Here is a 22,078-nt window from a genome sequence, read left to right as displayed (position 1 = left end):
CCGTGTCCGCCTGTTCAGTTAGAAAGGAAATCAAATGTCTGTCGCAGATATCAAGAAGTCGGAAGTCGTTGCTCAGTTCGCACGTGGCACCAATGACACGGGTTCGCCCGAAGTGCAGGTCGCACTGCTGACCGCACGCATCGTGGAACTGACGGGTCACTTCAAGACCCACGCGAAGGATCACCACAGCCGCCGCGGCCTGCTGCGCATGGTGAGCCGCCGTCGCAAGCTGCTCGACTACCTCAAGGGCAAGGATGCCGACCGTTACCGCGCACTGATCGAGAAGCTGGGTCTGCGTAAGTAATCGGCGCGATTGCCGTCGTCAAGATGCCTGTGTCAGTGCGCTGATGCAGGCATTTTGTTTTTGCGCGGTGCGTAGCGTCGCACGCACCGCGGGTTGTCCGGCCGTCTGGCGCCGGACTGCCCGAACGGCCGATACCGGGGGCGGGATTTGTGTCATTCCAGCGCGGCGCTGCATGCGCGCCGCGCTGGAATGGCATAAAAAACACACCTTGCTCCGGGTGAATCGGCCGGGACGCCGCCGCAACGGTCCGCCGGCGCGGCGAATGTTATGAACGAATCCAAAGGAGCAACCATGTCCATGTTCAACAAGGTCGTGAAGGAATTCCAGTGGGGCCAGCACAAGGTGCGCCTCGAAACCGGTGAAATCGCCCGCCAGGCGAGCGGCGCCGTGATCGTCGACGTCGAAGACACCGTCGTGCTCGCGACCGTCGTCGGCGCGAAGTCGGCGAAGCCGGGCCAGGATTTCTTCCCGCTGACCGTCGACTACATCGAAAAGACCTACTCGGCCGGCAAGATCCCGGGCGGCTTCTTCCGCCGCGAAGGCCGTCCTTCGGAGCACGAGACGCTGACGTCGCGCCTGATCGACCGTCCGCTGCGCCCGCTGTTCCCGGAAGGCTTCTACAACGAAGTGCAGGTCGTGATCCACGTGCTGTCCGTGAACCCGGAAATCCCGGCGGACATCCCGGCACTGATCGGCGCATCGGCAGCGCTCGCCGTGTCGGGCCTGCCGTTCAACGGCCCGGTCGGTGCCGCGCGCGTCGCGTACATCGACAACGCCTATGTGCTGAACCCGACGCGTGACCAGATCAAGGCGTCGAGCCTCGACCTCGTCGTCGCGGGTACGGAACGCGCGGTGCTGATGGTCGAGTCGGAAGCCGACCAGCTGTCGGAAGACGTGATGCTGGGCGCCGTGGTGTTCGGCCACGAGCAGATGCAGATCGCGATCGACGCGATCCACGACCTGGTGCGCGACGGCGGCAAGCCCGAGTGGGACTGGCAGCCGGCGCCGAAGAACGAGGCGCTGATCGCACGCGTGACCGAGCTGGCGCAGAACGACCTGCTCGCCGCTTACCAGCTCCGCGACAAGCAGGCGCGCTCGGCGAAGCTGAAGGAAGTCTACGCGGCAACCTCGGCAAAGCTCGAGGAAGACGCGCTGGCGGCCGGTACGGTCGCGGCCGACAAGGCCACGGTCGGCAACGTGCTGTTCGACATCGAGGCGAAGATCGTCCGTTCGCAGATCCTGAACGGCGAGCCGCGCATCGACGGCCGCGACACGCGCACCGTGCGCCCGATCGAGATCCGCACCGGCGTGCTGCCGCGCACCCACGGCTCGGCGCTGTTCACGCGCGGCGAAACGCAGGCACTCGTCGTCGCGACGCTCGGCACCAAGGGTGACGAGCAGATCATCGACGCGCTCGAAGGCGAGTACCGCGAGCGCTTCATGCTCCACTACAACATGCCCCCGTTCGCGACCGGCGAAACGGGCCGCGTCGGCTCGCCGAAGCGCCGCGAAATCGGCCACGGCCGCCTCGCGAAGCGCGCGCTGGTCAAGTGCCTGCCGAGCGCCGACGAATTCGGCTACTCGATCCGCGTCGTGTCGGAAATCACCGAGTCGAACGGTTCGTCGTCGATGGCGTCGGTGTGCGGCGGCTGCCTCGCGCTGATGGACGCCGGCGTGCCGATGAAGGCGCACGTCGCGGGCATCGCGATGGGCCTGATCCTCGAAGGCAACAAGTTCGCGGTGCTGACCGACATCCTCGGCGACGAAGATCACCTCGGCGACATGGACTTCAAGGTCGCGGGCACCGAGCAAGGCGTGACCGCGCTGCAGATGGACATCAAGATCCAGGGCATCACGAAGGAAATCATGCAGGTCGCGCTCGCGCAGGCGAAGGAAGGCCGCATGCACATCCTCGGCAAGATGACGGCGGCGGTCTCCGGCGCGAACACGCAGCTGTCGGAATTCGCGCCGCGCATGATCACGATCAAGATCAACCCGGAAAAGATCCGCGACGTGATCGGCAAGGGCGGTTCGGTGATCCGCGCGCTGACCGAGGAAACCGGCACGACGATCGACATCTCGGACGACGGCGTCGTCACGATCGCGAGCACGAACAGCGAAGGCATGGCGGAAGCGAAGAAGCGCATCGAGAACATCACGGCCGAGATCGAAGTCGGCCAGGTGTACGAGGGCACGGTGCTGAAGCTGCTCGATTTCGGCGCGATCGTGAACCTGCTGCCGGGCAAGGACGGCCTGCTGCACATCTCGGAAATCGTCAACGAGCGCGTGAAGGACATCAACGACTACCTGAAGGAAGGTCAGCAGGTCAAGGTCAAGGTGATCCAGACGGACGAGAAGGGTCGCGTGCGCCTGTCGGCGAAGGCGCTCCTGAACGAAGCGGCGGCAGCGTCGCAAACGGATACGCCGCCGCAGCAGTAAGCGGAAGGGCGCAAGAACGGCCGGCTGCGCGAAAGCGCGCCGGCCGTTTTTTCTGTAGGATCGGGACGCGCGTAGCAGACGCATGTAACAGGCGCGCAATCCGATCCCGATCCCGGAGCAAAGCTCATGAAAGCCATCGAAATCACCGAATTCGGCGCCCCCGACGTCCTGAAGCTCGCCGAGCGTTCGCGCCCCGAGCCGCAGCGCGGCGAAGTGCTGATCAAGGTGGCGGCCTCCGGCGTCAACCGTCCGGACGTGTTCCAGCGCAAGGGCGCGTATGCGCCGCCGCCGGGCGCGTCGGATCTGCCGGGCCTCGAGGTCGCGGGCGAGATCGTCGGCGGCGATCTGTCCGATCCCGCGCTCAATCCGTTCGGCCTGAAGCTCGGCGACCGCGTGTGCGCGTTGCTGGCGGGCGGCGGCTATGCAGAATATGCGGTGGCGCCGCTGCCGCAGTGCCTGCCGGTGCCGGATGGCCTGACGGACATCGAGGCCGCGTCGCTGCCGGAGACGTACTTCACGGTGTGGAGCAACGTGTTCGACCGTGCGCTACTCGGCGCGGGCGAGGGCGGCGAGCACGAGACGCTGCTCGTGCAGGGCGGCTCGAGCGGCATCGGCGTGACGGCGATCCAGCTCGCGCACGCGCTCGGTTTCCGCGTGTTCGCAACGGCGGGCAATGCCGACAAGTGCCGCGCGTGCGAAGCGCTCGGTGCGGAGCGCGCGATCAACTACAAGACCGAGGATTTCGTCGAGGTCGTGAAATCGCTGACGCACGATCGCGGCGTCGACGTGATTCTCGACATGGTCGCGGGCGCGTACGTGCCGCGCGAGCTGTCTGCGCTCGCGGATGGCGGCCGCCTCGTGCTGATCGCGCTGCTCGGCGGCGCGAAGGCCGAGATCAATCTGAACGAGATCCTGCGCCGCCGGCTGACGGTGACGGGCTCGACGCTGCGTCCGCGTCCGGTGGAGTTCAAGGCGCGCATCGCCGCGCAACTGAAGGCACGCGTGTGGCCGCTGTTCGGCGAGGGTCGCATCAGGCCGGTGATCTACCGCGTGCTGCCGGCCGCGGAGGCGGCGCAGGCGCATGCGCTGATGGAAAGCGGCGAGCATATCGGCAAGATCATGCTCGATTGGGGCGCGAACAGCTGACCGGCCGGCCGCGCCTTGCCGGTCACACCTGGTCGGCCGCGCTTGACATGCGTGGTTTGACCGGTTCAAGCGCTGCGCAGTAAAATCGCGGGTTTGCTTCGCCAGATCAAACCTGACGGCCGGTCGCCGGCCTGTCGATGACGAGACAAACACGATGTCGAAACAGAGAACGAAGCGGGTGATCGGCAACTGGAAGATGCACGGCCGGCTGGCCGGCAACCAGGCGTTGCTGAACGAAGTGGTGCAGGGCGCAGGCTCGGTCGCGGCGGAAACGGCGATCGGCGTGTGCGTGCCGTTCCCGTACCTCGCGCAGGTTCAGGGGCAGCTCGCCGGCGGCCGTATCGCGTGGGGCGCCCAGGACGTGTCCGCGCACGAACAGGGTGCGTTTACCGGTGAAGTGGCCGCGGCGATGGTTGCGGAGTTCGGTGCGCGCTATGCGCTCGTCGGCCATTCGGAGCGTCGCGCCTATCACGGCGAAAGCAGCGAGACGGTTGCGGCGAAGGCGCAGCGCGCGCTCGCGGCCGGGCTGACGCCCGTCGTGTGCGTCGGCGAGACGCTCGACGAGCGTGAGGCGGGCGCGACCGAGCAGGTCGTCGGCGCGCAGCTCGACGCCGTGCTAGCGGTGCTGACGGCCGACGAGGCGGTGCGCATCGTTGTCGCGTACGAGCCCGTCTGGGCGATCGGCACCGGCAAGAGCGCGACGTCGGCCCAGGCGCAGCAGGTGCATGCATTCCTGCGCGCGCGGCTCGCGGCGAAGGGTGCGGCGGACGTGTCGGTGCTGTACGGCGGTAGCGTGAAGCCGGACAATGCGGAAGAACTGTTCGCACAACCGGACATCGACGGCGGCCTGATCGGCGGCGCGTCGCTGAAGGCGGAAGATTTTCTGGCGATCTGCCGGGCCGCGCATTAAGCGGGCCCGGATCGTATTGAACCATGACGGCGGCCGGCGTGAGCGGGTCGCCCGATACAAGCTCGGGTGGGTGAGATGCTGTATTTGAAAACGCTGATTATTGTGGTGCAGGTGCTGGCTGCGCTCGGTGTGATTGGTCTGGTGCTGCTCCAGCACGGCAAGGGTGCCGACATGGGCGCGGCGTTCGGCAGCGGCGCGTCGGGCAGCCTGTTCGGCGCGACGGGCTCGGCGAACTTCCTGTCGCGCGCGACCGCTGTGCTGGCGACGATCTTCTTCGTTGCGACGCTGGCGCTGACGTACCTCGGATCGTACAAGTCGACGCCGTCGGCTGGCGTTCTCGGTGCCGCGGCGACCGCGCCGGCATCGGCGCCGGCCGCGTCCGCGCCTGCCGTGGCGGCGTCCGCGGCCGCGGGTTCGGCCGCGCACGCGCCGGGCCAGGATGTCCCGAAATAAAAAGTTAAAAATTCTTCGATTGTGCGTTGAACAAATCTGGAAGTCAGGTTAGAATTTAATTCTTGAAGCGATTCGCGGGAAACAGCAGTTACAACCCGAGTTGCATGCAGTGCCGACGTGGTGAAATTGGTAGACACGCTATCTTGAGGGGGTAGTGGCGAAAGCTGTGCGAGTTCGAGTCTCGCCGTCGGCACCAAAGTTACTCAATGCCAGCCGCTTCTAGTGGCTGGCATTTTTCATTTCTGGGGTGCGACTTGCGGTTGTCTTGCGATCGCATGCAGTCCGAAATGATTCCTTCCGCCGGATGATGTTATTCTCCGGACGCTCAGAACTAACCGATAGAGGATTGCCTTGAACCTCGCAGCCTATTACCCCGTCTTGTTGTTCCTCCTCGTGGGCACTGGTTTAGGTATAGCGCTGGTCAGCATCGGCAAGCTTCTTGGTCCCAACAGGCCCGACGTCGAAAAGAACGCGCCGTACGAGTGCGGCTTCGAAGCCTTCGAAGATGCACGGATGAAGTTCGATGTCCGGTACTATCTCGTCGCCATCCTGTTCATCATCTTCGACCTCGAGACCGCGTTCCTGTTTCCGTGGGGCGTCGCGCTGCGTGACATCGGCTGGCCCGGTTTCATCGCAATGATGATTTTTCTGCTCGAATTCCTGCTGGGCTTTGCCTATATCTGGAAGAAAGGCGGCCTCGACTGGGAGTGATGGGCTAATCGCCGGTTTGCATGGGTGGCCACGCTCGGTCGCCCGTCTGGAGTGGAAAGCAAATGAGTATCGAAGGGGTCTTGAAGGAAGGGTTTGTCACCACTACGGCTGACAAGCTGATCAACTGGACGCGCACCGGCTCGCTGTGGCCGATGACGTTCGGGCTTGCGTGTTGCGCCGTCGAGATGATGCATGCGGGCGCGGCCCGCTACGATCTGGACCGGTTCGGGGTCGTGTTCCGCCCGAGTCCGCGCCAGTCGGACGTGATGATCGTCGCCGGCACGCTCTGCAACAAGATGGCGCCCGCGCTGCGCCGCGTCTACGACCAGATGGCCGAGCCGCGCTGGGTGATCTCGATGGGGTCGTGCGCGAACGGCGGCGGCTACTACCACTACTCGTATTCGGTGGTCCGGGGCTGTGACCGGATCGTCCCGGTCGACGTCTACGTGCCGGGCTGTCCGCCCACCGCCGAGGCGCTGGTCTACGGCGTGATCCAGCTGCAGGCGAAGATTCGTCGCACCAATACCATCGCCCGTCAATAAAAGCCCCGAGCGTCCCCTCAATATGGCAAGCAAAATCGAGACCCTCAAGGCGAACCTCGAAGCCGCGCTCGGCGCGCGCGTGGTGAGCCTCACCGAAGCAGTCGGTGAACTGACGCTCGTCGTGAAGGCGAGTGATTACCTCGAAGTCGCAACGACGCTGCGCGACGATCCGAAGCTCCGTTTCGAGCAGCTGATCGACCTGTGCGGCCTCGACTACCAGACGTACGGCGACGGCGCGTACGACGGCCCGCGTTTCGCGGCCGTGTCGCACCTGCTGTCGGTGACGAACAACTGGCGCCTGCGCGTGCGCGTGTTCGCACCGGACGACGATCTGCCGATCGTGCCGTCGGTCGTCGACATCTGGACCTCCGCGAACTGGTACGAGCGTGAAGCGTTCGACCTGTACGGCATCGTGTTCGAAGGCCATCCGGACCTGCGCCGCATCCTGACCGACTACGGCTTCATCGGCCATCCGTTCCGCAAGGACTTCCCGGTGTCGGGCTACGTCGAAATGCGCTACGACCCGGAAGAGAAGCGGGTCGTCTACCAGCCGGTGACGATCGAGCCGCGCGAAATCACGCCGCGCGTGATCCGCGAGGATCGCTATGGCGGTCTGAAACATTAAGAGGGCGTCATGGCAGACATCAAGAACTACACGCTCAACTTCGGCCCGCAGCACCCGGCAGCGCACGGCGTGCTGCGCCTCGTGCTCGAGCTCGACGGCGAAGTCATCCAGCGTGCCGATCCGCACATCGGCCTGCTGCACCGCGCGACCGAAAAGCTCGCGGAATCCAAGACCTTCATCCAGTCCGTGCCGTACATGGACCGTCTCGACTACGTGTCGATGATGGTCAACGAGCACGGCTACGTGCTCGCGATCGAGAAGCTGCTCGGCATCGACGTGCCGGAGCGCGCGCAGTACATCCGCGTGCTGTTCGACGAAATCACGCGCGTGCTGAACCACCTGATGTGGATCGGCGCGCACGCGCTCGACGTCGGCGCGATGGCGGTGTTCCTCTACGCGTTCCGCGAGCGCGAAGACCTGATGGACGTGTACGAAGCGGTGTCCGGCGCACGGATGCACGCGGCGTACTATCGTCCGGGCGGCGTCTATCGCGATCTGCCTGACGCGATGCCGCAATACAAGGCGTCCAAGATCCGCAACGAGAAGGCGCTCGCGAAGATGAACGAGGCGCGCCAGGGCTCGGTGCTCGACTTCATCGACGATTTCTTCACGCGCTTCCCGAAGTGCGTCGACGAATACGAAACGCTCCTGACCGACAACCGGATCTGGAAGCAGCGTCTCGTCGGGATCGGTGTCGTCAGCCCGGAGCGTGCGCTGCAGATGGGCCTGACGGGCCCGATGCTGCGCGGCTCGGGCATCGCGTGGGACCTGCGCAAGAAGCAGCCGTACGAAGTGTACGACCGCCTCGACTTCGACATCCCGGTTGGCGTGAACGGCGATTGCTACGACCGCTACCTGGTGCGTGTCGAGGAAATGCGTCAATCGGTCCGCATCGCGAAACAATGTATTGAGTGGCTCCGCAAGAATCCGGGCCCCGTGATGACGGACAATCACAAGGTTGCGCCGCCGTCGCGCGTCGGCATGAAGACGAACATGGAGGACTTGATCCACCATTTCAAGCTCTTCACCGAAGGTTTTCACGTGCCGGAGGGCGAGGCGTATGCGGCGGTCGAGCATCCGAAGGGCGAATTCGGCATCTATCTCGTGTCGGACGGCGCGAACAAGCCGTATCGCCTGAAGATCCGCGCACCGGGCTTCGCGCATCTGGCGTCGCTCGACGAAATGGCGCGCGGCCACATGATCGCCGACGCCGTCACGATCATCGGTACGCAGGACATCGTGTTCGGCGAGATCGATCGCTAATGGTTGCGCCGCCCGCGAGGCGGGCGGCGAGCAGTAAGTCACACGCGAAGCCACATGCGGTATGCGCTGAACCGGCGCGGCTTCGCAAGCTGTCAAAACAGTGAGCGCCAGGTCTGCCCCACGCATGCCGTGCGGCAGGTTGTTCGTTCGGTAGGAATTGAAAGAGTCGTGTCTGAAAATGATCTCAGCTGAAGGCCTGAAAGAAATCGATCGAGCGATCGCGAAGTATCCCGCCGATCAGAAACAGTCCGCCGTGATGTCGGCGTTGGCCGTTGCCCAGGAAGAGCACGGCTGGCTGTCGCCCGAACTGATGCAGTTCGTCGCGGACTATCTCGGCATGCCGGCCGTCGCCGTGCAGGAAGTCGCGACGTTCTACACGATGTACGAGCTCAAGCCGGTCGGCAAGCACAAGATCACGCTCTGCACGAACCTGCCGTGCCAGCTTGGTCCGCACGGCGGCGCGGAAGCGACGGCCGACTACCTGAAGCAGAAGCTCGGCATCGATTTCGGCGAGACGACGCCGGACGGCAAGTTCACGCTGAAGGAAGGCGAATGCATGGGCGCGTGCGGCGATGCGCCGGTGCTGCTGGTGAACAATCACAAAATGTGCAGCTTCATGAGCCGCGAGAAGATCGACCAGCTGCTTGAGGAGCTCTCGAAATGACGTCCCTTCACGACCGCCACATCAAACCGCTGATCCTCGCCGGTCTGAACGGCGAGAACTGGCATCTCGAAGACTACGTTGCGCGCGGCGGCTACAAGCAGCTGCGCCGCATTCTCGAAGAAAAGATCCCGCCCGAGCAGGTGATCGCCGATGTCAAGGCGTCGGGCCTGCGCGGCCGCGGCGGCGCGGGCTTCCCGACCGGCCTGAAGTGGAGCTTCATGCCGCGTCAGTTCCCGGGGCAGAAGTACCTCGTCTGCAACTCGGACGAAGGCGAGCCGGGCACGTTCAAGGATCGCGACATCCTGCGCTGGAACCCGCACGCGCTGATCGAAGGCATGGCCATCGGCGCGTACGCGATGGGCATCACCGTCGGCTACAACTACATCCACGGCGAGATTTTCGAAGTGTATCGACGCTTCGAGGCCGCGCTCGAGGAAGCGCGCGCAGCCGGGTTCCTCGGCAACAACATCATGGGCTCGGAATTCTCGTTCCAGCTGCATGCGCACCATGGTTACGGCGCGTACATCTGCGGCGAGGAAACGGCGCTGCTCGAGTCGCTCGAAGGCAAGAAGGGCCAGCCGCGCTTCAAGCCGCCGTTCCCGGCGAGCTTCGGCGTGTACGGCAAGCCGACCACGATCAACAACACCGAGACGTTCGCCGCGGTGCCGTTCCTGCTGACGGTCGGCCCGCAGGCCTACGCCGAGCTGGGCAAGCCGAACAACGGCGGCACGAAGATCTTCTCGGTGTCGGGCGACGTCGAGCGTCCGGGCAACTATGAAGTGCCGCTCGGCACGCCGTTCGCGACGCTGATGGAGCTCGCCGGCGGGATGCGCGGCGGCAAGAAGATCAAGGCCGTGATTCCGGGGGGCTCGTCCGCGCCGGTGATCCCGGGCGACATCATGATGCAGACCGACATGGACTACGACTCGATCGCGAAGGCGGGCTCGATGCTCGGCTCCGGCGCGGTGATCGTGATGGACGAGACGCGTTGCATGGTGCGCTCGCTGCTGCGCCTGTCGTACTTCTACTACGAGGAATCGTGCGGCCAGTGCACGCCGTGCCGTGAAGGCACCGGCTGGCTGTATCGCGTCGTGAATCGCATCGAGCACGGCGAAGGCCGCCAGGAAGATCTGGACCTGCTGAACTCGGTCGCCGAGAACATCATGGGCCGCACGATCTGCGCGCTCGGCGATGCGGCGGCGATGCCGGTGCGCGGCATGCTCAAGCACTACTGGGACGAATTCGCGTACCACGTCGAGCATAAGCATTGCATGGTCGGCGGTCACACACCGCATGTGGCTTCGGCTGCGGCGGCCTGAAGCGAAACACCCGGTTGCGGAATTTGAGCGCACGGTCGGGCGAATGCGCGAACGAGCGGAAATAGGTTAAGGACCATTCACCATCATGGTTGAACTTGAAATAGACGGCAAGAAGGTCGAGGTGCCTGAAGGCAGCATGGTGATCCAGGCTGCGCACAAGGCGGATACGTACATCCCTCACTTCTGCTATCACAAGAAACTGTCGGTTGCGGCCAACTGCCGGATGTGTCTCGTCGAAGTCGAGAAGATGCCGAAGGCCGTGCCTGCCTGCGCGACCCCCGTGTCGGCCGGCATGATCGTCCGCACCCAGTCGGACAAGGCGGTGAAGGCGCAGCAGTCGGTGATGGAATTCCTCCTCATCAACCATCCGCTCGATTGCCCGATCTGCGACCAGGGCGGCGAATGCCAGCTGCAGGATCTCGCGGTCGGCTACGGCAAGTCGTCGTCGCGCTACAGCGAAGAGAAGCGCGTGGTGTTCCACAAGAACGTGGGCCCGCTGATCTCGATGGAAGAGATGTCGCGCTGCATTCACTGCACGCGCTGCGTGCGCTTCGGCCAGGAAATCGCCGGCGTGATGGAGTTCGGCATGCTGGGCCGTGGCGAGCACTCCGAAATCACGACGTTCGTCGGCAAGACGGTCGACTCCGAGCTGTCGGGCAACATGATCGACCTGTGCCCGGTCGGCGCGCTGACCAGCAAGCCGTTCCGCTACAGCGCCCGCACGTGGGAGCTGTCGCGCCGCAAGTCGGTGAGCCCGCACGATTCCGTCGGCGCGAACCTCGTCGTGCAGGTCAAGAACAACCGCGTGATGCGCGTGCTGCCGTTCGAGAACGAAGCGATCAACGAGTGCTGGATCTCGGACAAGGACCGCTTCTCGTACGAAGGCCTCAACAGCGACGAGCGCCTGACCAAGCCGATGCTGAAGCAGGGCGGCCAGTGGATCGAGACCGACTGGCAGACCGCGCTCGAATACGTCGCGAAGGGCCTGAAGGGCATCAGCGCGGATCACGGCGCGAATGCGCTGGCGATGCTCGCGAGCGCGCACAGCACCGCTGAAGAGCTGTTCCTCGTGAAGCAGCTCGCGAACCAACTGAAGACGCCGAACGTCGACTTCCGCCTGCGCCAGCTCGATTTCTCGGCGCCGGTGCAAGGCGCGCCGTGGCTCGGCATGCCGATCGCCGAACTGTCGAACCTGAGCGCAGCGTTCGTCGTCGGTTCGTTCCTGCGCCGCGACCATCCGCTGTTTGCCGCGCGCCTGCGTCAGGCCGCGAAGAACGGCGCAAAGCTCCACTTCCTGCACGCGACGGGCGACGACGCGCTGATTCCGACCGCGCAACGCATCGTCGCCGCGCCGTCGGCATGGCTCGACGAACTCGCGGGTGTGGCGGCCGCGGTCGCGCAGCTGCGCGGCGTCGCGCTGCCGGACGCGCTCGCGGGCGTCACGGCGTCGCCGGCGGCCCAGCAGGTCGCGCAGTCGCTCGCGAACGGCGAGCGCCGCGCGGTGCTGCTCGGCAACGCTGCCGTTCGTCATCCGCAATTTGCCCAGCTCCACGCGATCGCGCAGTGGATCGCCGACAACACCGGCGCCACGTTCGGCTTCCTGACCGAAGCAGCGAACACGGTCGGCGCATACGCTGTCAACGCGCTGCCGGGCGAAGGCGGCCTGAATGCGCGCGAAGCGTTCGCGCAGCCACGCAAGGGCTACGTGCTGCTCAACGTCGAGCCGGAATTCGACACCGCCGACCCGGCGCAGGCGCTGACCGCGCTGAACCAGGCGGAAATGGTCGTCGTGATGTCGCCGTTCAAGCACGGCCTCGATTACGCGGACGTCCTGCTGCCGATCGCGCCGTTCACCGAAACGTCCGGCACGTTCGTCAACGCGGAAGGCACGGTGCAGGGCTTCAACGGCGTCGTGCGCCCGCTCGGCGACACGCGTCCGGCATGGAAGGTGCTGCGCGTGCTGGGCAGCCTGCTCGGCCTGCCGAACTTCGAATACGAGACGGCGGAAGAGGTGCGTCTCGCGGCGCTCGGCGACGCTGGCGTCGCCAGCCGCCTGTCGAACAAGACGTCGGTCGCGGCGGCGCGTGTCGTGGCTCCGGCGGCTCCGGCGGCGAACGGCAGCTTCGAACGCCTCGCCGACGTGCCGATCTATCACGCCGACGCACTGGTGCGCCGCGCGGGTGCGCTGCACCTGACGGCCGCGGCGAAGGCAGCGAACGCCGCCGGCCTGCCGGCTGCGCTGTTCGACAAGCTGGGCTTGAAGGAAGGCGACGCGGTGCGCGTGCGCCAGGGCGAGCGTGCGGTGCAGTTGCCGGCCGTGCGTGACGAGAATCTTGCGGAGACGGTCGTTCGCGTGTCGGCGGCGACGCCTGCCGGCGCAGCGCTCGGCAGCCTGTCCGGTGAACTGGTGGTGGAGAAGGCGTAAATGAGCTTGTTCGATACGATCAACTCGGGCGGAGCCCAGCTTCTCGGCGTCGCATGGCCGACCGTGTGGGCGGTGGTGCGCATCCTCGTCGTCTCCGTCGTGATCCTGCTGTGCGTCGCGTACCTGATTCTGTGGGAACGCAAGCTGATCGGCTGGATCCACGTGCGTCTCGGCCCGAACCGCGTCGGCCCCGCCGGCCTGCTGCAGCCGATCGCCGACGTGCTGAAGCTGCTGCTCAAGGAAGTGATTCAGCCGACCGCGGCAAGCAAATGGCTGTACCTGATCGCGCCGATCATGACCGTGGTGCCGGCGTTCGCGGTGTGGGCGGTGATTCCGTTCCAGGCCGAAGCCGTGCTCGCGAACGTCAACGCGGGCCTGCTGTACGCGATGGCGATCTCGTCGATCGGCGTGTACGCGGTGATCCTCGCCGGCTGGGCGTCGAACTCGAAGTACGCGTTCCTCGGCGCAATGCGCGCGGCCGCGCAGATGGTCTCGTACGAAATCTCGATGGGCTTCGCGCTGGTGCTCGTGCTGATGACCGCCGGCAGCCTGAACCTGTCGGAAATCGTCGGTTCGCAGCAGCACGGCTTCTTCGCGGGCCACGGCGTCAACTTCCTGTCGTGGAACTGGCTGCCGCTGCTGCCCGCGTTCGTCGTCTATTTCATCTCGGGCATCGCCGAAACGAACCGTCACCCGTTCGACGTGGTGGAAGGGGAGTCGGAGATCGTCGCCGGTCACATGATCGATTACTCGGGCATGGCGTTCGCGCTGTTCTTCCTCGCCGAGTACATCAACATGATCGTGATCTCGGCGCTCGCCGCGACGATGTTCCTCGGCGGCTGGGATGCACCGTTCGAATTCCTGTCGTTCATCCCGGGCATCTTCTGGCTGGTGCTGAAAGTCTTCGCGCTGCTGTCGGTGTTCATCTGGGTCCGTGCGACGTTCCCGCGTTACCGTTACGACCAGATCATGCGTCTGGGCTGGAAGGTGTTCCTGCCGGTGACCGTGATCTGGGTGGTCGTGGTCGGCTTCTGGATCGTGTCGCCGCTCAACATCTGGAAATAAAGGTCGGACGAAATCATGACGGCAATCCAACATTTCTTTAAGACCTTCTTCCTGACCGAGCTGCTGAAGGGGCTTGCGCTGACCGGGCGTTACGCGTTCCGGCGCAAGTTCACCGTGCAGTTCCCGGAAGAGAAGACGCCGATCTCGCCGCGCTTCCGCGGGCTGCACGCGCTGCGCCGCTACGAGAACGGCGAAGAGCGCTGCATCGCATGCAAGCTGTGCGAAGCGGTGTGCCCGGCGATGGCGATCACGATCGAATCGGAAACGCGCGCGGACAACACGCGCCGCACCACGCGCTACGACATCGACCTGACGAAGTGCATCTTCTGCGGTTTCTGCGAAGAGAGCTGCCCGGTCGATTCGATCGTCGAGACGCAGATTCTCGAGTATCACGGCGAAAAGCGCGGCGACCTGTATTTCACGAAGGAAATGCTGCTCGCGGTGGGCGATCGCTACGAGAAGGACATCGCCGCGGCGAAGGCTGCCGACGCGCCGTATCGTTGATTGTGTTTGCAGTGCCGGCCCGGCATGTACGGGCCGAGCCGCCGCGACGGGTGCGGCTCGCGAGAGCGTTCCGCAAGCCGCGCCTGACTATGGCCTAACGATGAACCGGTAATCATGGAATTCACGACCGTACTGTTCTACATCTTCGCGCTGCTCCTGGTGGTATCAGGGCTGAAGGTGATCACTTCGCGCAACCCGGTGGCGTCTGCGCTTTTCCTTGTGCTGGCGTTCTTCAACGCCGCCGCGATCTGGATGCTGCTGGAAGCGGAGTTCCTCGCGATCCTGCTGGTGCTGGTCTACGTGGGCGCCGTGATGGTGCTGTTCCTGTTCGTCGTGATGATGCTCGACATCAACATCGACTTCCTGCGACGCGACTTCAAGAAGTTCGTGCCGATGGCGACCGTCGTCGGCGCGATCATCGTCGTCGAGACGGCGCTGGTCCTGTGGCACGGCTACGGCGCGACCGAAGCGCCGGTGCGCGCGATGGCGCAGGGCGCGATGGCGACCTGGCCGAATACCCGCCTGATCGGCAAGGTCATCTACACCGACTACATCTTCGCGTTCGAAATCGCGGGCCTCGTGCTGCTCGTCGCGATCATCGCGGCGGTGGCGCTGACCGAGCGCAAGGGCAAGGACAGCAAGCGCCAGCGCGTGTCCGACCAGGTCAAGGTGCGTCGCGGCGATCGCGTGCGCCTCGTGAAGATGGAAGCGGACAAGCCGCAGCCCGAGACGGCCCAGAGCGAAGCCGGCACGAGCGCCAACGGCTAAGCGGAGGAGAGAAAAACATGTTGACCCTTGCTCACTACCTCGTGCTCGGCGCGATCCTGTTTGCGATCGCGATCGTCGGGATTTTCCTGAACCGCCGCAACATCATCATCATCCTGATGGCGATCGAGCTGATGCTGCTCGCGGTGAACACCAACTTCGTCGCGTTCTCGCATTACCTCGGCGACGTGCACGGCCAGATCTTCGTGTTCTTCGTGCTGACGGTCGCCGCTGCGGAAGCCGCGATCGGCCTCGCGATTCTGGTGACCCTGTTCCGTAAGCTCGACACGATCAATGTCGAGGATCTCGATCAGCTCAAAGGTTAATTTCAGGCAACGCTGTTATGTCAACGACACTCAATGAAAACCTGCTGCTGGCGGTTCCGCTCGCTCCGCTGGCCGGCTCGCTGATTGCGGGGCTGTTCGGGAACGCAGTCGGGCGCAAGGGCGCACACCGGATCACGATCCTCGGCGTATTGATCGCGTTCCTCCTGTCCGCGAAAGTCTTCGTCGACGTGATGGGCGGCGCGAGCTTCAACGCGACCATCTACGAATGGATGCGCGTCGGCTCGCTGAAGCTCGAAGTCGGCTTCCTCGTCGATTCGATGACCGCGATGATGATGGTCGTCGTGACCTTCGTGTCGCTGATGGTGCACATCTACACGATCGGCTACATGTCGGAGGAAGACGGCTACCAGCGCTTCTTCTCGTATATCTCGCTGTTCACGTTCTCGATGCTGATGCTCGTCATGAGCAACAACTTCCTGCAGCTGTTCTTCGGCTGGGAAGCGGTGGGTCTCGTGTCGTACCTGCTGATCGGCTTCTACTTCACGCGTGAGAGCGCGATCTACGCGAACATGAAGGCGTTCCTCGTGAACCGCGTCGGCGACTTCGGCTTCCTGCTCGGCATCGGCCTGCTGCTCGCGTTCGCCGGCTCGATGAACTACGGCGAAGTGTTCGCGAAGCGCGCGGAGCTCGCGAGCCTGCACTTCCCGGGCACCGACTGGGGCCTGCTGACGGTTGCCTGCATCTGCCTGTTCATCGGCGCGATGGGTAAATCCGCGCAGTTCCCGCTGCACGTGTGGCTGCCGGACTCGATGGAAGGCCCGACCCCGATCTCGGCGCTGATTCACGCGGCGACGATGGTGACGGCCGGCATCTTCATGGTGTCGCGCATGTCGCCGCTGTTCGAGCTGTCGGACACCGCGTTGTCGTTCGTCACGGTGATCGGCGCGATCACGGCGCTGTTCATGGGCTTCCTCGGCATCATCCAGAACGACATCAAGCGCGTCGTCGCTTACTCGACGCTGTCGCAGCTCGGCTACATGACGGTCGCGCTCGGCGTGTCCGCGTATCCGGTCGCACTGTTCCACCTGATGACGCACGCGTTCTTCAAGGCGCTGCTGTTCCTCGGCGCGGGCTCGGTGATCATCGGCATGCACCACGACCAGGACATCCGCAACATGGGCGGCCTGCGCAAGTACATGCCGATCACGTGGATCACGTCGCTGCTCGGCTCGCTCGCGCTGATCGGCACGCCGTTCTTCTCGGGCTTCTACTCGAAGGATTCGATCATCGAGGCCGTGAAGGAATCGCATCTCGCGGGCTCGGGCTTCGCGTACTTCGCGGTCGTCGCGAGCGTGTTCGTCACGGCGCTGTACTCGTTCCGCATGTACTTCCTCGTGTTCCACGGCGAAGAGCGCTTCCGCAAGCCGAAGCATCCTGAATCGCCGATGGGCATGGCGGCCGCGCACGGCCACGACGATCACGGCCACGGCCATGGTCACGACGATCACGCGCACGAACCGCACGAGACCCCGTGGGTCGTGTGGCTGCCGCTCGTGCTGCTCGCGATTCCGTCGGTCGTCATCGGTGCGATCGCGATCGGCCCGATGCTGTACGGCAGCTTCTTCGAGCATGGCGTCGCGTTCGACAAGGTGATCTTCATCGGCGAGAACCACCCGGGCCTCGAGGAACTCGGCAAGGAGTTCCACGGCTGGGCCGCGATGGGCCTGCACTCGCTGACGACGCTGCCGCTCTGGCTCGCGATCGCCGGCGTTGCAACCGCATGGTTCCTGTACCTGAAGCGTCCTGAGCTGCCTGCCGTGATCCGCCGCGCGTTCGGCCCGATCTACACGCTGCTCGACAACAAGTACTACATGGACAAGATCAACGAGGTGGTGTTCGCCCGCGGTTCGGTGGCGATCGGCCGCGGCCTGTGGAAGGAGGGCGATGTCGTGGTGATCGACGGCCTCGTCAACGGCAGCGCCCGGTTCGTCGCGTGGTTCGCCGGCGTGATCCGCTTCCTCCAATCCGGTTACATCTATCACTACGCGTTCGCCATGATCATCGGCATGCTGGGGCTCCTGACCCTGTTTGTAACGCTCGGCGGCAAATAAGGCGGGGGACGACTAATGCACTCTTTTCCGATTCTCAGTACCGCGATCTGGTTGCCGATCGTATTCGGCCTCCTCGTGCTCGCGGTGGGTAACGACAAAAATCCGGGGCCGGCCCGCTGGGTCGCGCTGATCGGCTCGCTGCTCGGCCTCGCGGTGACGGTGCCGCTGATCACCGATTTCGATTCGAGCACGGCCGCGCTGCAGTTCGTCGAGCAATCGACCTGGATCGAGCGCTTCAACATTACGTATCACCTCGGCGTCGACGGCATCTCGATGTGGTTCGTCGTGCTGACCGCGCTGATCACCGTGATCGTCGTGATCGCGGGCTGGGAAGTGATCACCGAGCACGTGTCGCAGTACCTGGCGGCATTCCTGATCCTGTCGGGGATCATGGTCGGCGTGTTCTCGGCGGCCGACGGCCTGCTGTTCTACGTGTTCTTCGAGGCGACGCTGATCCCGATGTACATCATCATCGGGGTGTGGGGCGGCCCGAACCGCGTGTACGCGGCGTTCAAGTTCTTCCTGTACACGCTCGCCGGCTCGCTGCTGATGCTGGTCGCGCTGATCTACCTGTACACGGAAACGCACTCGTTCGACCTGACGACGTGGCAGAACGCGAAGATCGCGATGACGCCGCAGATCATGCTGTTCATCGCATTCTTCCTCGCGTTCGCGGTGAAGGTGCCGATGTGGCCGGTGCACACCTGGCTGCCGGACGCGCACGTGGAAGCGCCGACGGGCGGCTCGGTCGTGCTGGCGGCGATCATGCTGAAGCTCGGCGCGTACGGTTTCCTGCGCTTCTCGCTGCCGATCACGCCCGACGCGAGCCACTTCCTGGCGCCCGTCGTGATCACGCTGTCGCTGATCGCGGTGATCTACATCGGCCTCGTCGCGATGGTGCAGGCCGACATGAAGAAGCTGGTCGCGTATTCGTCGATCGCGCACATGGGCTTCGTCACGCTCGGCTTCTTCATCTTCAACCAGCTCGGCGTCGAAGGCGCGATCGTGCAGATGATCTCGCACGGCTTCGTGTCGGGCGCGATGTTCCTGTGCATCGGCGTGCTGTACGACCGCCTGCACTCGCGCCAGATCGCCGACTACGGCGGCGTGGTGAACGTGATGCCGAAGTTCGCGGCGTTCGCGATGCTGTTCTCGATGGCCAACTGCGGCCTGCCGGGCACGTCGGGTTTCGTCGGCGAGTTCATGGTGATTCTCGCCGCGGTCCAGTACAACTTCTGGATCGCGTTCGGCGCGGCGTTCACGCTGATCCTCGGCGCAGCCTACACGCTGTGGATGTACAAGCGCGTGTATTTCGGCGCGGTCGCGAACGACCACGTTGCGAAGCTGACGGACATCAACCGCCGCGAGTTCGTGATGCTGGCCGTGCTTGCCGCGTTCACGATGCTGATGGGCCTGTATCCGAAGCCCTTCACCGACGTGATGCACGTTTCCGTGGAAAACCTCCTCTCCCACGTCGCGCAGTCGAAGCTGCCGCTGGCCCAGTAATCGCGAGCGGAGGAAATCAAGATCATGCAAAACGCTCCTATGAATGTCCTGTTGCCTGACGCGCTGGTGATGGCCGCCATCGTCGTCGCCTGGCTGAACGACACCTTTACCGGCGCGGCCGGCCGCCGCCTGACCTATCTGATCGCGGTGGTGTCGTCGGTGGTCGCCGGCGTGTGGTTCGCGGTGCAGGCGCTCGACCCGCAGCAGTACTACTTCTTCTCGCGGATGGTCGTCGTCGACTCGTTCGCGAGCATGATGAAGGCGGTCGTGTCGATCGGCTTCGCGGTCGCGCTCGTCTATTCACGCAAGTACCTCGAAGACCGCGACATGTTCCGCGGCGACGTGTTCCTGCTCGGCATGTTCTCGCTGCTCGGCCAGCTGGTCATGGTGTCGGGCAACAACTTCCTGACGCTGTACCTCGGCCTCGAGCTGATGTCGCTGTCGCTGTACGCGGTCATCGCGCTGCGTCGCGACGCAGCGCAGTCGAGCGAAGCCGCGATGAAGTACTACGTGCTGGGCGCGCTCGCGTCGGGCTTCGTGCTGTACGGCATCTCGATGCTCTACGGCGCGACCGGCTCGCTCGACCTGGCCGAGGTGTACAAGGCGGTCGGCGGCAACACCGACGCTGCCGTGCTGATGTTCGGCGTGATCTTCATCGTCGCCGGCATCGCGTTCAAGCTCGGCGCCGTGCCGTTCCACATGTGGGTGCCGGACGTCTACCAGGGCGCACCGACCGCGATGACGCTGTTCGTCGGCGGCGGCCCGAAGGTTGCCGCGTTCGCGTGGGGCCTGCGCTTCCTGGTGATGGGCCTGCTGCCGCTCGCGCAGAACTGGCAGATGGCGCTCGTGATCCTGGCCGCGCTGTCGCTGATCATCGGCAACATCACCGGCATAGTCCAGCGCAACATCAAGCGGATGCTCGCGTACTCGGCGATCTCGAACATGGGCTTCGTGCTGCTCGGCCTGCTCGCGGGCATCGTGAAGGGCGACGCGACGGCGCCGGCGAGCGCGTACAGCTCGGCGATGTTCTACGCGATCGTCTACCTGATCACGACGCTCGGCTCGTTCGGCGTGGTGATGCTGCTCGCGCGCCGCGATTTCGAGGCGGAAACGATCGACGACTTCAAGGGCCTCAACAAGCGCAGCCCGGTGTTCGCGTTCGTGATGATGGTGATGATGTTCTCGCTCGCCGGCATCCCGCCGACCGTCGGCTTCTACGCGAAGCTCGCGGTGCTCGAGGCGACGGTCAACGCCGGCCTCACGTGGCTCGCCGTGCTGGCCGTGATCACGTCGCTGTTCGGCGCGTTCTACTACCTGCGCATCGTCAAGCTGATCTACTTCGATGCGCCGCAGGACTCGACCCCGATCACCGGCGATTTCTGCAAGCGCACGATCCTGGTGCTGAACGGCGTCGCGGTCGTCGTGCTCGGCCTGATCCCGAGCCCGCTGCTGACGGCCTGCCTGCAGGCGATTCGTCACACGCTGCCGCTGTAATGTCGGCAGCCGGCTGGTTTATCGTGCTGTTGGCGCTCGCGGGCGCCAACCTGCCGTTCCTGAACCAACGCCTCTTCGCCGTCGTGCCGCTCGGCGCGGCGAAGAAGAGCGCGTGGGTGCGGATCGGCGAGCTGATCGTGCTGTACTTCGTGGTCGGCGCGCTCGGCTTCTGGCTCGAATCGCGCGCCGGCAACCGTTTCGAACAAGGCTGGCAGTTTTATGCGATCACGTTCAGTCTCTTCGTCGTGTTCGCGTTTCCCGGCTTCACGTTCCAGTATCTCGTCAAACGACGCTGACGGCCCAGGGTCCGCTCCCCACGGCCGTCGCGCTCAACCCCGGAGCCGCCGATGGCCGAATTGCCCAATCACGACGCCGCTTTGACCGAAACCTGCCTCGAAAGCGAGGCGATTTTCGACGGCGCGTTCCTCAAGCTCAAGCGTGACACCGTGCGCCTGCCCGACGGCAAGCATGCGACGCGCGAATACGTCCAGCATCCGGGCGCGGTGATGGTGATTCCGCTGTTCGACGACGGTCGCGTGCTGATGGAAAGCCAGTATCGCTACCCGATCGGCAAGGTGATGGCCGAGTTTCCGGCCGGCAAGCTCGATCCGAACGAAGGGGCGCTCGCGTGCGCGGTGCGCGAACTGCGCGAGGAGACCGGCTATACCGCGCGCGAATACGTGTTCCTGACGCGCATCCATCCGATCATTTCCTATTCGACCGAGTTCATCGACCTGTACCTCGCGCGCGGCCTGACGGCCGGCGAGCGCAAGCTCGACGACGGCGAATTCCTCGAGACCTTCACCGCGACGCTGCCCGACCTGCTCGAATGGGTGCGGACCGGCCAGATCACCGATGTGAAGACGATCATCGGCACGATGTGGCTCGACAAGGCGCTGTCCGGCACGTGGCCGCTCGGCCCGGTGCTGACGCCCTGAAGGCGGCGTCAGCGGCGCGACAGGCGCCGCGCTACAATTCAATGACATCGGGCGCCCGCAGCAGCGGGCGTCGGTTTAGCACGACCGTTCACAAAAATTCTTTTTGCGCTACACTCGTCAAACGCCCTGATTCAGCATGAAGGTCCTCGATTTACAGTGCCCGCATGGTCATCGGTTCGAAGGCTGGTTCGCTTCCGCCGATGAATTCGAAGCGCAGTTGTCTCGCAAGCTGGTCGAATGTCCGGTGTGCGGGGCGACCGAGGTCAGCCGCATGCCGTCCGCGCCGCGCCTGAACCTGTCGGGCGAGACGCAGGCGAAGCCGGCCGATCCGCGCGCGTTGCAGGCGCAGGTGATGCGTGCACTGCGCGAGGTGCTGGAGAAGACCGAGAACGTGGGCGAGCGCTTCGCCGAGGAAGCGCGGCGCATCCATTACAACGAAGCGCCGGTGCGCAGCATTCGGGGCGTTACGACGCCCGAGGACGCGCAAGCCTTGGTCGAAGAAGGCATCGACGTGATGCCGCTGCCGATTCCCGGCGCGCTGAAGGAAACGCTGCAATAACGTGCGCGGCGTGTCCTCGCCGGGCCGGTCGGCCGCGGCGAGGAGACT

22 protein-coding genes and 1 tRNA gene are annotated in these 22,078 nt (G+C 64.5%); all 23 read left to right on the top strand.

The features are described 5' to 3' along the window. The first annotated feature begins 34 nt into the window (after window positions 1–34). The 23 genes from rpsO (at window position 35) to KY49_RS17380 (ending at window position 22,030) form a co-directional block, all read left to right on the top strand. Window positions 35–304, top strand: a complete 270-nt coding sequence (rpsO, locus tag KY49_RS17490) for a 30S ribosomal protein S15 (protein ID WP_006398792.1) — start codon at window positions 35–37, stop codon at window positions 302–304. Between the two features lie 291 nt (window positions 305–595). After that, complete coding sequence (gene pnp / locus KY49_RS17485) at window positions 596–2,743, top strand: polyribonucleotide nucleotidyltransferase (protein ID WP_042585919.1); 2,148 nt, start codon at window positions 596–598, stop codon at window positions 2,741–2,743. Between the two features lie 126 nt (window positions 2,744–2,869). Further along, window positions 2,870–3,889 carry an NAD(P)H-quinone oxidoreductase gene (locus KY49_RS17480; protein WP_042585918.1) on the top strand — a complete coding sequence of 340 codons (1,020 nt, stop codon included), beginning with the start codon at window positions 2,870–2,872 and terminating at the stop codon, window positions 3,887–3,889. 154 nt (window positions 3,890–4,043) lie between these two features. Next, window positions 4,044–4,799, top strand: coding sequence for a triose-phosphate isomerase (tpiA, locus tag KY49_RS17475; protein ID WP_042585917.1), 756 nt, complete (start codon window positions 4,044–4,046; stop codon window positions 4,797–4,799). A 75-nt stretch (window positions 4,800–4,874) separates the two neighbouring features. Continuing rightward, complete coding sequence (gene secG / locus KY49_RS17470) at window positions 4,875–5,252, top strand: preprotein translocase subunit SecG (protein WP_042585916.1); 378 nt, start codon at window positions 4,875–4,877, stop codon at window positions 5,250–5,252. Between the two features lie 111 nt (window positions 5,253–5,363). Beyond that, a tRNA-Leu gene (locus KY49_RS17465) sits at window positions 5,364–5,448 on the top strand. Window positions 5,449–5,603: 155 nt separating this feature from the next. After that, window positions 5,604–5,963: an NADH-quinone oxidoreductase subunit A gene (locus KY49_RS17460; RefSeq protein WP_010091191.1), complete on the top strand. Its 360-nt coding sequence runs from the start codon at window positions 5,604–5,606 to the stop codon at window positions 5,961–5,963. Window positions 5,964–6,025: 62 nt separating this feature from the next. Then, window positions 6,026–6,505 carry a NuoB/complex I 20 kDa subunit family protein gene (locus KY49_RS17455; protein WP_006398799.1) on the top strand — a complete coding sequence of 160 codons (480 nt, stop codon included), beginning with the start codon at window positions 6,026–6,028 and terminating at the stop codon, window positions 6,503–6,505. A 22-nt stretch (window positions 6,506–6,527) separates the two neighbouring features. Beyond that, window positions 6,528–7,130, top strand: a complete 603-nt coding sequence (locus tag KY49_RS17450; protein WP_010091192.1) for an NADH-quinone oxidoreductase subunit C — start codon at window positions 6,528–6,530, stop codon at window positions 7,128–7,130. 9 nt (window positions 7,131–7,139) lie between these two features. Further along, window positions 7,140–8,393, top strand: coding sequence for an NADH-quinone oxidoreductase subunit D (locus tag KY49_RS17445; RefSeq protein WP_010091193.1), 1,254 nt, complete (start codon window positions 7,140–7,142; stop codon window positions 8,391–8,393). A 178-nt stretch (window positions 8,394–8,571) separates the two neighbouring features. Then, window positions 8,572–9,057, top strand: coding sequence for an NADH-quinone oxidoreductase subunit NuoE (gene nuoE / locus KY49_RS17440; RefSeq protein WP_010091194.1), 486 nt, complete (start codon window positions 8,572–8,574; stop codon window positions 9,055–9,057). Then, on the top strand, window positions 9,054–10,376 hold the full coding sequence (gene nuoF / locus KY49_RS17435; RefSeq protein ID WP_010091195.1) for an NADH-quinone oxidoreductase subunit NuoF: 1,323 nt from the start codon (window positions 9,054–9,056) through the stop codon (window positions 10,374–10,376). Before nuoE ends, nuoF begins: the two co-directional genes overlap by 4 nt. Window positions 10,377–10,461: 85 nt before the next feature. Next, window positions 10,462–12,801 carry an NADH-quinone oxidoreductase subunit NuoG gene (gene nuoG, locus KY49_RS17430; RefSeq protein WP_042585915.1) on the top strand — a complete coding sequence of 780 codons (2,340 nt, stop codon included), beginning with the start codon at window positions 10,462–10,464 and terminating at the stop codon, window positions 12,799–12,801. Continuing rightward, on the top strand, window positions 12,802–13,866 hold the full coding sequence (nuoH, locus tag KY49_RS17425; RefSeq protein WP_042585914.1) for an NADH-quinone oxidoreductase subunit NuoH: 1,065 nt from the start codon (window positions 12,802–12,804) through the stop codon (window positions 13,864–13,866). Between the two features lie 15 nt (window positions 13,867–13,881). Further along, the gene (gene nuoI, locus KY49_RS17420; protein ID WP_010091199.1) at window positions 13,882–14,370 is read left to right on the top strand and encodes an NADH-quinone oxidoreductase subunit NuoI; all 489 of its coding nucleotides are present in this window, start codon (window positions 13,882–13,884) and stop codon (window positions 14,368–14,370) included. A gap of 114 nt (window positions 14,371–14,484) precedes the next feature. Next, window positions 14,485–15,138, top strand: a complete 654-nt coding sequence (locus KY49_RS17415; RefSeq protein ID WP_042585913.1) for an NADH-quinone oxidoreductase subunit J — start codon at window positions 14,485–14,487, stop codon at window positions 15,136–15,138. Window positions 15,139–15,155: 17 nt separating this feature from the next. Further along, window positions 15,156–15,461 carry an NADH-quinone oxidoreductase subunit NuoK gene (nuoK, locus tag KY49_RS17410; RefSeq protein ID WP_004185739.1) on the top strand — a complete coding sequence of 102 codons (306 nt, stop codon included), beginning with the start codon at window positions 15,156–15,158 and terminating at the stop codon, window positions 15,459–15,461. Between the two features lie 17 nt (window positions 15,462–15,478). Then, window positions 15,479–17,533: an NADH-quinone oxidoreductase subunit L gene (nuoL, locus tag KY49_RS17405; RefSeq protein ID WP_010091201.1), complete on the top strand. Its 2,055-nt coding sequence runs from the start codon at window positions 15,479–15,481 to the stop codon at window positions 17,531–17,533. 15 nt (window positions 17,534–17,548) lie between these two features. Next, a complete protein-coding gene (locus KY49_RS17400; protein WP_042585912.1) occupies window positions 17,549–19,039 on the top strand; it encodes an NADH-quinone oxidoreductase subunit M in 1,491 nt (496 codons plus the stop codon). Window positions 19,040–19,078: 39 nt separating this feature from the next. Then, the gene (gene nuoN, locus KY49_RS17395) at window positions 19,079–20,533 is read left to right on the top strand and encodes an NADH-quinone oxidoreductase subunit NuoN (protein WP_042585911.1); all 1,455 of its coding nucleotides are present in this window, start codon (window positions 19,079–19,081) and stop codon (window positions 20,531–20,533) included. After that, window positions 20,533–20,829, top strand: coding sequence for a DUF2818 family protein (locus tag KY49_RS17390; protein ID WP_010091205.1), 297 nt, complete (start codon window positions 20,533–20,535; stop codon window positions 20,827–20,829). Before nuoN ends, KY49_RS17390 begins: the two co-directional genes overlap by 1 nt. Window positions 20,830–20,880: 51 nt before the next feature. Further along, complete coding sequence (locus KY49_RS17385; RefSeq protein ID WP_042585910.1) at window positions 20,881–21,471, top strand: NUDIX domain-containing protein; 591 nt, start codon at window positions 20,881–20,883, stop codon at window positions 21,469–21,471. A gap of 136 nt (window positions 21,472–21,607) precedes the next feature. After that, window positions 21,608–22,030, top strand: a complete 423-nt coding sequence (locus KY49_RS17380; protein ID WP_042585909.1) for a DUF1178 family protein — start codon at window positions 21,608–21,610, stop codon at window positions 22,028–22,030. Window positions 22,031–22,078: the final 48 nt, after the last annotated feature.

It is taken from the genome of Burkholderia sp. MSHR3999 (genome assembly GCF_000833595.1).
GTDB classification, from domain to species: Bacteria; Pseudomonadota; Gammaproteobacteria; order Burkholderiales; family Burkholderiaceae; genus Burkholderia; species Burkholderia ubonensis.
The sequence above is the reverse complement of the archived record's forward strand: the minus strand, read 5'-3'. Positions and strand labels throughout refer to the sequence as shown.

Coding starts and splice junctions, on each gene's coding strand:
- rpsO (WP_006398792.1), top strand. CDS start 35: ATGTCTGTCGCAGATATCAAGAAGTCGGAAGTCGTTGCTCAGTTCGCA.
- pnp (WP_042585919.1), top strand. CDS start 596: ATGTCCATGTTCAACAAGGTCGTGAAGGAATTCCAGTGGGGCCAGCAC.
- KY49_RS17480 (WP_042585918.1), top strand. CDS start 2,870: ATGAAAGCCATCGAAATCACCGAATTCGGCGCCCCCGACGTCCTGAAG.
- tpiA (WP_042585917.1), top strand. CDS start 4,044: ATGTCGAAACAGAGAACGAAGCGGGTGATCGGCAACTGGAAGATGCAC.
- secG (WP_042585916.1), top strand. CDS start 4,875: ATGCTGTATTTGAAAACGCTGATTATTGTGGTGCAGGTGCTGGCTGCG.
- KY49_RS17455 (WP_006398799.1), top strand. CDS start 6,026: ATGAGTATCGAAGGGGTCTTGAAGGAAGGGTTTGTCACCACTACGGCT.
- KY49_RS17450 (WP_010091192.1), top strand. CDS start 6,528: ATGGCAAGCAAAATCGAGACCCTCAAGGCGAACCTCGAAGCCGCGCTC.
- KY49_RS17445 (WP_010091193.1), top strand. CDS start 7,140: ATGGCAGACATCAAGAACTACACGCTCAACTTCGGCCCGCAGCACCCG.
- nuoE (WP_010091194.1), top strand. CDS start 8,572: ATGATCTCAGCTGAAGGCCTGAAAGAAATCGATCGAGCGATCGCGAAG.
- nuoF (WP_010091195.1), top strand. CDS start 9,054: ATGACGTCCCTTCACGACCGCCACATCAAACCGCTGATCCTCGCCGGT.
- nuoG (WP_042585915.1), top strand. CDS start 10,462: ATGGTTGAACTTGAAATAGACGGCAAGAAGGTCGAGGTGCCTGAAGGC.
- nuoH (WP_042585914.1), top strand. CDS start 12,802: ATGAGCTTGTTCGATACGATCAACTCGGGCGGAGCCCAGCTTCTCGGC.
- nuoI (WP_010091199.1), top strand. CDS start 13,882: ATGACGGCAATCCAACATTTCTTTAAGACCTTCTTCCTGACCGAGCTG.
- KY49_RS17415 (WP_042585913.1), top strand. CDS start 14,485: ATGGAATTCACGACCGTACTGTTCTACATCTTCGCGCTGCTCCTGGTG.
- nuoK (WP_004185739.1), top strand. CDS start 15,156: ATGTTGACCCTTGCTCACTACCTCGTGCTCGGCGCGATCCTGTTTGCG.
- nuoL (WP_010091201.1), top strand. CDS start 15,479: ATGTCAACGACACTCAATGAAAACCTGCTGCTGGCGGTTCCGCTCGCT.
- KY49_RS17400 (WP_042585912.1), top strand. CDS start 17,549: ATGCACTCTTTTCCGATTCTCAGTACCGCGATCTGGTTGCCGATCGTA.
- nuoN (WP_042585911.1), top strand. CDS start 19,079: ATGAATGTCCTGTTGCCTGACGCGCTGGTGATGGCCGCCATCGTCGTC.
- KY49_RS17390 (WP_010091205.1), top strand. CDS start 20,533: ATGTCGGCAGCCGGCTGGTTTATCGTGCTGTTGGCGCTCGCGGGCGCC.
- KY49_RS17385 (WP_042585910.1), top strand. CDS start 20,881: ATGGCCGAATTGCCCAATCACGACGCCGCTTTGACCGAAACCTGCCTC.
- KY49_RS17380 (WP_042585909.1), top strand. CDS start 21,608: ATGAAGGTCCTCGATTTACAGTGCCCGCATGGTCATCGGTTCGAAGGC.